Annotated in this window: 9 protein-coding genes; 6 read left to right on the top strand and 3 right to left on the bottom strand. The window is 63.8% G+C overall.

The annotated features are described in order from the left end of the window. The 5 genes from M9890_14510 to M9890_14530 all read left to right on the top strand — a co-directional run. A partial coding sequence (locus tag M9890_14510) for a DUF4129 domain-containing protein (GenBank protein MCO5178164.1) occupies nt 1-1,521 on the top strand: 1,521 nt, incomplete at its 5' end. 25 nt (nt 1,522-1,546) lie between these two features. After that, a complete protein-coding gene (hemW, locus tag M9890_14515; protein ID MCO5178165.1) occupies nt 1,547-2,728 on the top strand; it encodes a radical SAM family heme chaperone HemW in 1,182 nt (393 codons plus the stop codon). 49 nt (nt 2,729-2,777) lie between these two features. Then, the gene (locus tag M9890_14520) at nt 2,778-4,121 is read left to right on the top strand and encodes a hypothetical protein (GenBank protein ID MCO5178166.1); all 1,344 of its coding nucleotides are present in this window, start codon (nt 2,778-2,780) and stop codon (nt 4,119-4,121) included. Nucleotides 4,122-4,255: 134 nt separating this feature from the next. Next, on the top strand, nt 4,256-5,671 hold the full coding sequence (locus tag M9890_14525; GenBank protein MCO5178167.1) for a M20/M25/M40 family metallo-hydrolase: 1,416 nt from the start codon (nt 4,256-4,258) through the stop codon (nt 5,669-5,671). Between the two features lie 66 nt (nt 5,672-5,737). Next, complete coding sequence (locus M9890_14530) at nt 5,738-6,265, top strand: hypothetical protein (protein ID MCO5178168.1); 528 nt, start codon at nt 5,738-5,740, stop codon at nt 6,263-6,265. Here M9890_14530 and M9890_14535 read toward each other — a convergent pair. Further along, nucleotides 6,254-7,117, bottom strand: coding sequence for a DMT family transporter (locus tag M9890_14535; GenBank protein MCO5178169.1), 864 nt, complete (start codon nt 7,115-7,117; stop codon nt 6,254-6,256). The genes M9890_14530 and M9890_14535 overlap by 12 nt on opposite strands. Before the next feature lie 154 nt (nt 7,118-7,271). On the opposite strand from M9890_14535, the gene M9890_14540 reads away from it, so the two are divergent. Continuing rightward, nucleotides 7,272-7,583, top strand: a complete 312-nt coding sequence (locus M9890_14540; protein MCO5178170.1) for a MarR family transcriptional regulator — start codon at nt 7,272-7,274, stop codon at nt 7,581-7,583. Nucleotides 7,584-7,601: 18 nt separating this feature from the next. Here the strand turns inward: M9890_14540 and M9890_14545 are convergent, their stop codons facing one another. Beyond that, a complete protein-coding gene (locus M9890_14545) occupies nt 7,602-8,753 on the bottom strand; it encodes a flippase-like domain-containing protein (GenBank protein ID MCO5178171.1) in 1,152 nt (383 codons plus the stop codon). A 70-nt stretch (nt 8,754-8,823) separates the two neighbouring features. Continuing rightward, nucleotides 8,824-9,372, bottom strand: a complete 549-nt coding sequence (locus M9890_14550; protein ID MCO5178172.1) for a hypothetical protein — start codon at nt 9,370-9,372, stop codon at nt 8,824-8,826. Nucleotides 9,373-9,749: the final 377 nt, after the last annotated feature.

Below are 9,749 nucleotides of genomic sequence, written 5' to 3' on the forward strand. Positions count from 1 at the left end.
ACAGCGAGACATGTGATGAGCGAGGCCCACGACGCCGAGCGCGTGACCCCAACCAGCCTGATGGAGATGCTCCGCTCGCTCGACTGGCGGCTGGAGCTGATCGGCATTGCGCTGGTGCTGGCCGAGACGGCGCTGCTCTACCTTGTCACCGGCGTCCTGTTGAGCGACAGCTCCCCCGAGTCACGCGTGCTCTCGGCCTGGATCGTCGGCTTTGTCATGCTCACCGCGCACATCATCCCGCGCCTGCTCGATGAGTGGCGCGTCTGGGGCGCGCAGTACGAGGCGATCATGGGGGTCGGCATCGTCGTGACCCTGCTGGTCGCGATCAAGGCGGGCTCGTTCCCCCACATTGCAGTCTGGGATCTCAGCTGGCTTCGCCAGACGGTGCGCGCCTTTGCGCTGCTGGGCACCGATTCCGCCCGGCCGGTCTGGGGCATGGTCGCGCTCGTCGCCTATGCCTGGTGGCGTGGTCGGACGCGTGAGCTTCCGGCGGTCGATAGCGCCTACATGATGCTGCGAGCCGGTAGCGCGGTCCTCGCCGTGCTCATCGTCATCGTGCTGGCCGCGACCAGCCCGACCGATCAGGTGCATCAGCGGCTCAGCGTCGCGACCATCGCGTTCTATGTCTGCGCATTGGGCGCGATCGGCTTTGCCCGCCTCAAGCTCGAAGGCTTCCGCACCAGCTCGCCACTTGGTCCGCGCTGGCTGGCGACGTTTGCTGCGCCGATCCTGACCGTGCTCGCACTGGCGATCATCGGTGCCGGCATCTTCTCGCGGCAGTTCCTCGACACCGTCCTCTGGATGCTGTCGCCGCTGCTGTTCCTGCTGAATTTCATCTTCGAGGCGGTCATCCTGATCATGGCCGTGCTGGCCTACATCATCCTGACGCCGCTCGTCTGGCTGATTGGCACCCGCGAACCGATTTCCCGCACCGTCTCAACACCGGCACCGATGGAGAACAACGGGCAGCTCGACCAGTTCACCCAGCGTGCCGTCGATGTGCCAGACGCGATTCGCTACCTTGTAGCTGCACTGATCCTGCTGGCCATATTCGCCGTCCTGACCAAGTTCGTGTTCCGCCGCCGCCGTCGCGAGCGCGAACCGACCGACGAAGAGCGCGAGTCGATCCTCGACTGGGACGATATGCTCGGTTCGCTGGCCAATCGCTTCCGGTCGTTGTTCCAGCGCGAGCAGCCCGTCGTTGTCGACCCGCTGGCGGACTTGCGGGGCGATCCGCGCTGGCAATACACGATTGCGATCCGCGAGACGTATCAGCGTTTGCAACGCCGGGGCGCGGATCTCGGTCGCCGGCGTCGGGTCGCCGAGACGGCGGACGAGTATCGACCCGGTGTGACCGGCACACTGTCCGCGCCGAATGGCGATTCCGCCGTGCGCGCGATTACCGACCGCTATCGCGACGCGCGCTACAGTGGCGAGCCGGCGACTGCCGCCGATGCCGAAGATGCGGCCCGCGCCTGGCAGGAGATCGACCGCAACAACGCCGGTCGATCGTCAGGCTGAGCTGCTGAGAAGAGCAACACTCCCGATGCCTGACCTGTTCACCTCGACACTTCCTGTTCCGCTGCCGCCCGATGCGCCGGCCGGAATCTATGTGCATGTGCCGTTCTGCCGCCATATCTGCCCGTATTGCGACTTCAACACCTACGCCGGTCAGGAAGACCGCATTCCGGCTTACGTCGATGCCGTCGTGCGCGAGATCAGCCTGCGTGCGGGTGAAACTGCTGGCGCGCCGACGCTCTATTTCGGGGGCGGCACCCCTTCGCTGCTCGCACCCGCGCAGATCGCGCGGATCGTCGCAGCATCGCGAAGCGCGTTCGGGCTTCGTGCCAATGCCGAGGTATCGATGGAAGCCAACCCGGAGACGCTCGATCTGGAAACCCTGTCTGGCTATCGAGCTGCCGGTGTGAACCGCATCTCGATCGGCATCCAGTCGCAGCAGCGGGCCGGACTTCGCGTGCTTGGTCGTGGGCACACCGCCACCAGGGCTACCACCGCGCTCTCGCTCGCTCGTGAGGCGGGGTTCGCGAACGTTAGCCTCGACTTCATCTACGGCTGGCCGGGGCAGACGTCTGAAGACTGGGAGCACGATCTGCAGACCATCCTCGACTGGTCGCCGGAGCACGTCTCGCTCTACGCGCTCATCGTCGAGCCGGGCACGCCGATGCAGATGGCTGTGAAGCGCGGCATCCTGCGTCCGCTGGACGACGATGTCGTTGCCGACCGCTACGATCGCGCCAGCGAGGTTCTGGCCAACGCGGGCTGGGAGCACTACGAGATCTCGAACTGGGCGCGCGAACCAGAGTACCGTTCGCAACACAATCAGTTGTACTGGCAGAACGGGCCGTATTTGGGGATCGGTGCTGGTGCCTTCGGCACGTTTGGCGGCGAGCGCCTCAGCAACCACCTGCTGCCCGAGCGCTACATCGCTGCGCTCAACGACGGACAGCTGCCGATTGCGACGCGCGAAACGATCGACGACGCCACCGCACTGAGTGAGACGATGATGCTCGGCATGCGCCTGCTGCGCGATGGCGTGTCCGACGCGGACGTTATGGCACGCCACGGCGTCGATATACGAGGGCGCTACGCGAATGACGTCGCGCGGCTCGTCGACATTGGCCTCGTTGAGTGGCAAGCGCAGCGCTTGCGCCTCACTCCGCGTGGTGTTCTCGTTGCGAACGAGGTTTGCGCCGCGTTTCTCTCCTAGCGATCCTGCTACCATCACTGTATCGATTCACCCCTAGCGGGAGCGGCAGGTGTATAGGACGGCGATTCGTCTCTCGATAGCGTTGATCTTCCTCGGAGTGATCGTTGCCTGCTCGGGTCCGAGTCGTCGCGATGCCACACCCGTCGTCGTCGAGTCGCCTGCGCCGATCGTGCCGACCGCGCCCCGAATCGTCGAAACGCCAGTGATGCCGACGGTCGCGACCGTCGAGCCAACCGCCACCGTCATCCCGACGCAGATCCCGATGTCAACACCCACCCCAAGAGCAACGCCAACGCCAACACCGGAGGTTCCGCCCAGCGCGATCGAGAGCGCCTTGCTGGCGATGCTTCCAAGCGACAATACCCTGCCGACAGGCTGGGAACTGATCTCTGCCAACACGCTCCGCGGACGCCCAACCGGATCGCTGCTCTGCGGCATCGATCCGTTTCCGGGTGCAGCGAAAAAGCTCGGCGCGGTCGAGTCGGAGTATCAGCGTGTCGACGCGCCGTCGCTGTCCGTCATTCAGGAGCTGACTGCCTATCGCGACCCTGACGCCGTCGCCGCGATGGACTGGGCGCGGGAGTCGCTGACGTGCAGCAACTGGACCGATAGCGACGGCTCGCGCATTGAGCTATCGCCGTTCGAGGAAGCCGACATTGGCGACGAAGCGCTCGTCGCCGATTTCACGGTCGTCGTTGATGCCAGCGGGCGTCTGCATGGCCGTTGGTACCTGATTCGTCGCGGCGGCATCATCGCCCAGGTGGCGACCGTCAGCGACGTTAAGGCGGCGATCGACGAATCACCCGATGTCGTTGGTATGGCTGTCGAGCTGCTGGATCCCCAGCGACTGGCCGCTGCGACGATCGACCCTGCCGTCCAGTCCTCGCTCGTCGGCATGATGCTGCACGCCGATGACATTGGCCCTGGCTGGCTCAAGCGCGCGTCAGGCCCGAACCCCGATCCCGCGTTTGCGGCTTTCTGCGGCATCCCGCTGTTCGGCGAGGCCGGCGAGCCGTTGGGTGATTCGTTCGCTGTCTTTGAGCAGGCCGATACCGGCTGGATGGTGCGTCAGCGGTTGGTCGCCCTGCCATCCAACGAGGTGCAATCGGCGATGGACGGCGCAGCCCAGGCGCTGACCTGCGGCGAGTGGACCGACGCAGACGGCGTGATCTACACGCTGGAACAACCGCAGCCAGCGCTGGGAGCAGCCGATGGCGTCATCGTGCGTTTCCAGGCCGACCGCGACGGCGAGGTGCGTTTTGGCGCGATTTCGGTGACGCAAATCGGCGCGATCATGAACGCCGTTGTCGTCACTGCGCCCGAGCCGCCGTCGCCCGACATCGTCCTCGCAATCATCCAGCGCGCGACCGACGACATCCACGGTGCCGGCTAACCTGCCACCACTCATCCGCCGAGGAATCCCGGCTGACAGTCTGGTCATCTCGAGCGGCGGTGCTATGATGCGCCCGCCGGCCAGCGTTCGACTGCGACCGGCAGGGCCGTCAGGTACGAGTCGGAGGAGGACGCATGGTAGACGACGACCGCCGCGCCATCGAGCGCGCGATTCTTGGCGACATCTGGACGACCGACGAGCCGTATCAGGTATTGCGCGAATTGTGCGACGACATCGGGCACCGCTATGGTGGCTCGGAGTCGGAGAAGCAAGGCGCTGAATTCCTCAAGAAGAAGATGGAAGAGTACGGGCTGCAAAACGTTCGGCTCGAAGAGTTCAGCATGGCCGGGTGGGATCGTGGCTCAGCCGAGCTCACGCTGATCGAGCCGGTCGAGCGTTCGTTCTCCTGCGTGTCACTGCCGTACTGCCCGGCCGCCGACCTGACCGCTGAGCTGCTCGACGTCGGTGACGGTGAGCTAGCTGATTTTGAGCGGCTGGCTGATCAGGTGAGCGGCAAGATCGTCATCTCCGCTGCCGAGACGAACAGGCCGGGCGAACGCGGCAGCCACCGTACCGACAAGTACGGCTGGGCAGTCGAGCGCGGCGCGGCTGGTTATATTTACGTCAACCAGAATCCGGGCATGCTCCGCATCACCGGCTCGATTACCGGACGCAATCCGGGCGGTGACTCCGCTGCTGATCGCGAAGCCCCGATCCCGGCAGTCGGCGTCTCCCTGGAGGCCGGCTCGATGATCCTGCGCCTGATCGAGCGCAGCGACGGCAAGGGCAAGGTGCATCTCAAGCTGGAAAACCGCACCTTCGAGAGCACCAGCCAGAACGTCATCGGCGAGATCGTCGGCAGCGAGTTCCCCGACGAGGTCGTTCTCATCGGCGGCCACTACGACGGCCACGACATCTCGCAGGGCGCAGGCGATGACGGTGCCGGAACGGTGACTGGCCTTGAGGCGGGCCGGGCTCTGGCTGCCCACGCCGGCAAGATCAAGCGCACCATCCGGGTCATCTGCTTCGGATCCGAAGAAGTCGGCCTGCTCGGTGCTGCGCACCACGCCAAGGTCACCGATCCTGACAGCTACCGCTTCGCGCTGAACCTCGATGGTGCTGGCCGTGGCCAGGGCGGGCAGGAGCAGATCACGCTCTCCGGTTGGCCGGCACTGGGCACCTGGTTCGAGAAGTTCTCAAAAGACAGTGCCTACCCGTTCACCATCCAGGATCAGCTGAACTCACATTCCGACCATTTCCCGTTCGCGCTGCGTGGTATCCCGAACGGCACGCTCAACTCGCGGGACTCCACCGCAGGCATGATCGGGCGTGGCTGGGGCCACACCGAGGCCGACACGTTCGACAAGATCCACCTCCGCGGTCTGCAGATGTCGGCGGCGCTGGTAGCGCGCGTCGCACTGGCCGTTGCCAACGCCGAGGATTGGCCGGTCGAACGCATGAGCGAGGATGAGACGCGGGCGCTCCTGGAGCGCAACAACCTGCTGGCGCGCTCTGAGCGCAGCGGACGCTTCCCGCCACAGCAGGCCTGATCCGCCAGCTTTTCGCGCGGTCCGTCCCTCTTCGGGCGGGCCGCGCTTCTCATCCCGGAGCACGGCATGCCCTACGACAAGCTCTATCTTCTTGTGAGCGGTGCCGGTACAGCGCGCCGCATTCCGGAACTACTCGCGTCCCTGACCTCGGCGTTCGCAAGCACCGTCACGATCCTGACGCCCAATGCCACTCGGGTTGTCAGTCCGCGTGAGCTCGCCCTCGTCGCGGGACATCGCATCGTCGATAGTTACTTCGATGAAGCGATCTTGCCGCGCCCGCCGGAGGGCGTGGTGCTGATCGCACCCTGCTCGTTCAACTCGCTCAACAAGCTGGCCGGTGGCATCGCGGACACGTTGGCGCTCTCCGTCGCTGCCGAGGCGATCGGTCGCGGCACGCCGGTCGTCGTGGCCGTGTCGGTTAACAATCCACTCTGGGCGCATCCGCGCACCGCCGAGTCGATCGCAGCGCTGCGGTCCTGGGGTGTCGACGTGATCGATCCCGTCGCCGACGAGCGCGGCTACCTCACGATGGCGGACGCCGCCGTCATCCTTGCCGCGACGCTGGCAGCCGCCCGACGCACGTCAGCTCCCTAGCGCGATCGCCAGCACGCCAAGCGCAATCAACCCCGCGCCGACTATGCGCGGCGGCGTCAGGCGCTCCTTCAGCACGACAACCCCCATGATCGTCGCGAACACGATGCTCGTCTCGCGTAGCGGCACGATATACGACACGCTGCTTCCCGCGACCTTCATCGCCGCCAGCACGATCAGATAGGTGCCCATGTTCAGCACCCCGGCAATCGTCGCGTCGCGCTTTGCTGTCCGCCAGACCAGCCCGGCGGTCTGTCGTCGAGCCATCAGCACGTATGGCGTGATACCGATCGTTAGAATGCCGATCTCGATGTAGACGTAGATCAGCGGGTTGGTGTGCGCCACACCCGCCTTATCGATGATCGAGTAGGTCGTGATGATCAGGCCCGTTAGCAACGCGAACATCAGCCCACGGCGATTCTCGCGTGCCTCGCGCGCCGCGCCGCGCCGATTGGCGATGAGGTTCATGCTCACGATGCCGAGCAGGATCGCGACAATACCCAGTCCGGCCGGTAGCGTCAGCCTTTCTCCCAGGATCGGCATCGCGAAGAGCGGGACGAGCAGCACGCCGGTGCCGCGTGCGACCGGATAGGTCAGCGACAGCGCGCCGTTGCTATAGGCTGCAGCAAGCGAGCAGGCGTAGGCGATATGGACGCAGCCACTGACCACGACAAACGGCACTGCCTCCCGCGCGAGACCTTCATGCAGGAGCAGATAGCCGGTCGGTAGCGCGTAGACCGCGAGACTGATCCATCCAAAAACGAACATAAACGACAGCGCATCGGCGCTTCGTTTGGTCAGGGTATTCCACGTTGCATGGAAGACAGCGGAAAGCAGGACGAGCCCAACGGCCACAATGCTCATGCCGCGAATAGTACGGACAGTTTTGTCATTTGCCTAGATGTCCCCAAACACGATGGAACGGCACTTGCATATCGCGTCCCACCTGTCCTGATCTCACGGTCAGTGGCAGGTGAGGACGGAGGACACATAGCGAATGAGAGGGCTTATGAGCGAATGGTTGTTCCTGACGAACCATGCGCGCGTGTTGATGTATATCTCGCAGTACCCAACGAGCACCGCTCGACGTATCGCTGAGGCGGTCGGAATTACCGAGCGTGCAACACAGCGCCTGATCCGTGATCTCGATGAGGCCGGCTACATCAGCCGTCGCCGCGTTGGGCGTAACAACCAGTATGTCGTCCATTCAGATCGTGAGATCTCGGGCAGCGTCCTGGGCTCGATCCAGCTATCGGATCTTCTGGCGTGCTGTGCTCCGGCAGCACCGATGCGCCTGCGCACTATCAGTTCCGCCAAATAACAGGCGATCACCGGCGCCTCAATCGTCGTGATGGGCGGAAACGTCGTTCATGACGTCGATTGAGGCCGGCGGTATGTGTCGGGGCGGCAGATGTATTTTCGATGCTTCCGGTGCGGGATGCGAGAGCGCACGCTCCCGATCAGTGATCCGCAGCATCGCGGCGATGCCGGTCACCCGTAGCCCCTGCCACGTCACCCGCATGCCGAAGCTCCAGGCGACACTCGCTCGCTCTCGCACTCTCAGAATGCGCGCCAGCATCCGGTGGTAGAACAGCAGAAGCATGATGAAACCAACGATGGACTTGAACAGCAGGTCGAACGAGCGGATGGCCAGAATTACGAACGTCGCCCGCACCCAGCCGATGCCGAGCGATCCCATCAGTCCGGCCATCGACGAATCGCTGACACCGTAGCCGCCGGGGATCGGCAACACCAGCGCGGCAGATTCCGACACCGAATGCACGAACAGCGCTTCTCGCGGTGTTACGCCGGAGAAGGTCAGCGCATTCGCCAGCGCGAAGAACATCGCCGCGGCGAGCGTTGTCGTCGTCACGCTGAACGCGACACCGCGTGAAATGACTGGCGCGCGCATGAGTGCCGAAACGCGATGCTGGATATCGGCCTCTTTCGGCACCCATCTGCGAGTCAGCCGCGTGCGCCCGAGCAGTTTGGCGATCGCCGCCCAGACACGTTGAGAGCGCCCCATCGTAATCAGCGTCGTGGCAATCACCAGACCGGAGATCGGGAGAATGAACCGCTCGCCTGGCTGATGCACCAACAGCATCGCTGAGTAGGCAACCAGCGAAATGCCGAGCGTATCGGCGACGAAGCCGACGAACAGGCCCGACGCCGCCTCACGCATGTATATGTTGCCGTGCTCCTGCGCGAGCCGGGCAGGTAGCCACGAGCCTCCGGGGAGTGCGCCGGCCGACATGCCGGCCAGATAGCTCGTCATGCCGTCTTTCCACGAAATGTTGAGCTTCGCCGCCCGCAGGTAGTACGCCCAGCGAATGGCCTTGACGATCGCCGATACCGTCATCAGCGCGATCACTGCAACGAGCGTCCCTGTCGGCACGCCTCGAATCGCCGACCAGAACGTCGAAAAGTCAACGAGTCTGGACAGCGCAATCACTGCTGCGATAACGATGATGATCAGTATGAGGCGTCTCATCTATGGGTTTGCGATCTCTCAGAGACAACGTGTAGCGACGTTCTGCCGCCCATGTGCCGACCTCCAGCTCCTAGGTACGGCTTGCTCGGGAACGACGGCCTGAATCTGACGTTGCTGCTTCGGCGGCTTTCGCCGAGTGAAAGGCCACGGCGCTCTCGATGACCCGCCGTTCGCTGAGCTCAAGGCTCAGCCACGGGAACTTGCCGCGCTCGACGGCCCGACAGACATCATCAGCAGACCAGAATCCCAGCGACTCCAGCTTACTCTGCAGTGTCGGCGGCAGCCCCAATGACCCGACCGGGTCTGCGTCCCAGTTCAGATCCATGCGCGAGATGACCGGCTCCAGCCAGCGGATCGTCAGCAGCACGAATCCCAGCATCATCGCCAGTAGCGACAGCATCGCCAGCATCATGCTCGGGAAGAGTGTCCAATTTGGCCAGGTTGCCATCTGCGAAACAATGAGCCAGGTGCCGAAGACACCGAGCGTAGCCAGTGCAGCACCGGTGAGCGCTGGTTTCTCGGAAACGATCGACGGGATATTCGGTGTAAACGGTTCACCTGCTCGTTCGCGCAACCGCGAATGGCGGTACAAGTCGTAGGGGCTTCGCTGCCAGTGCATCGGTGATGCCAGCTTTCCAGTCGTATACATGTACGTCGCGAAGGGGTGGAACACGCTGCTAGTGTAGCAGTCGCACCAACAACTCCTTACGACATTGTGAATCCACTTTCGCAGAAAAGGTACCCGCGAATGATGACAGGCTGTAGACACCGAAAAGCGGCAGGCGTTGAGCCTGCCGCTTTCTGTTTGCTGAGCTGGTGATTGCTCTTACTCGACCCAGCCGAGATCGTGCATCAGCTCGACCGTCAGCAGGCCACGAGTGATCTCCTCGTCGGTACCGATCCGATCCGGCCACCACTCGAAGCGGGCGAACTCGAACATCTGCATCACGACCTTGCGGCCATCAGGAGTCGTGTCGCTCCACTCCTCGGAGATCG

The sequence above is a fragment of the Thermomicrobiales bacterium genome (assembly GCA_023954495.1).
In the GTDB taxonomy this organism is placed as follows: Bacteria; Chloroflexota; Chloroflexia; order Thermomicrobiales; family CFX8; genus JAMLIA01.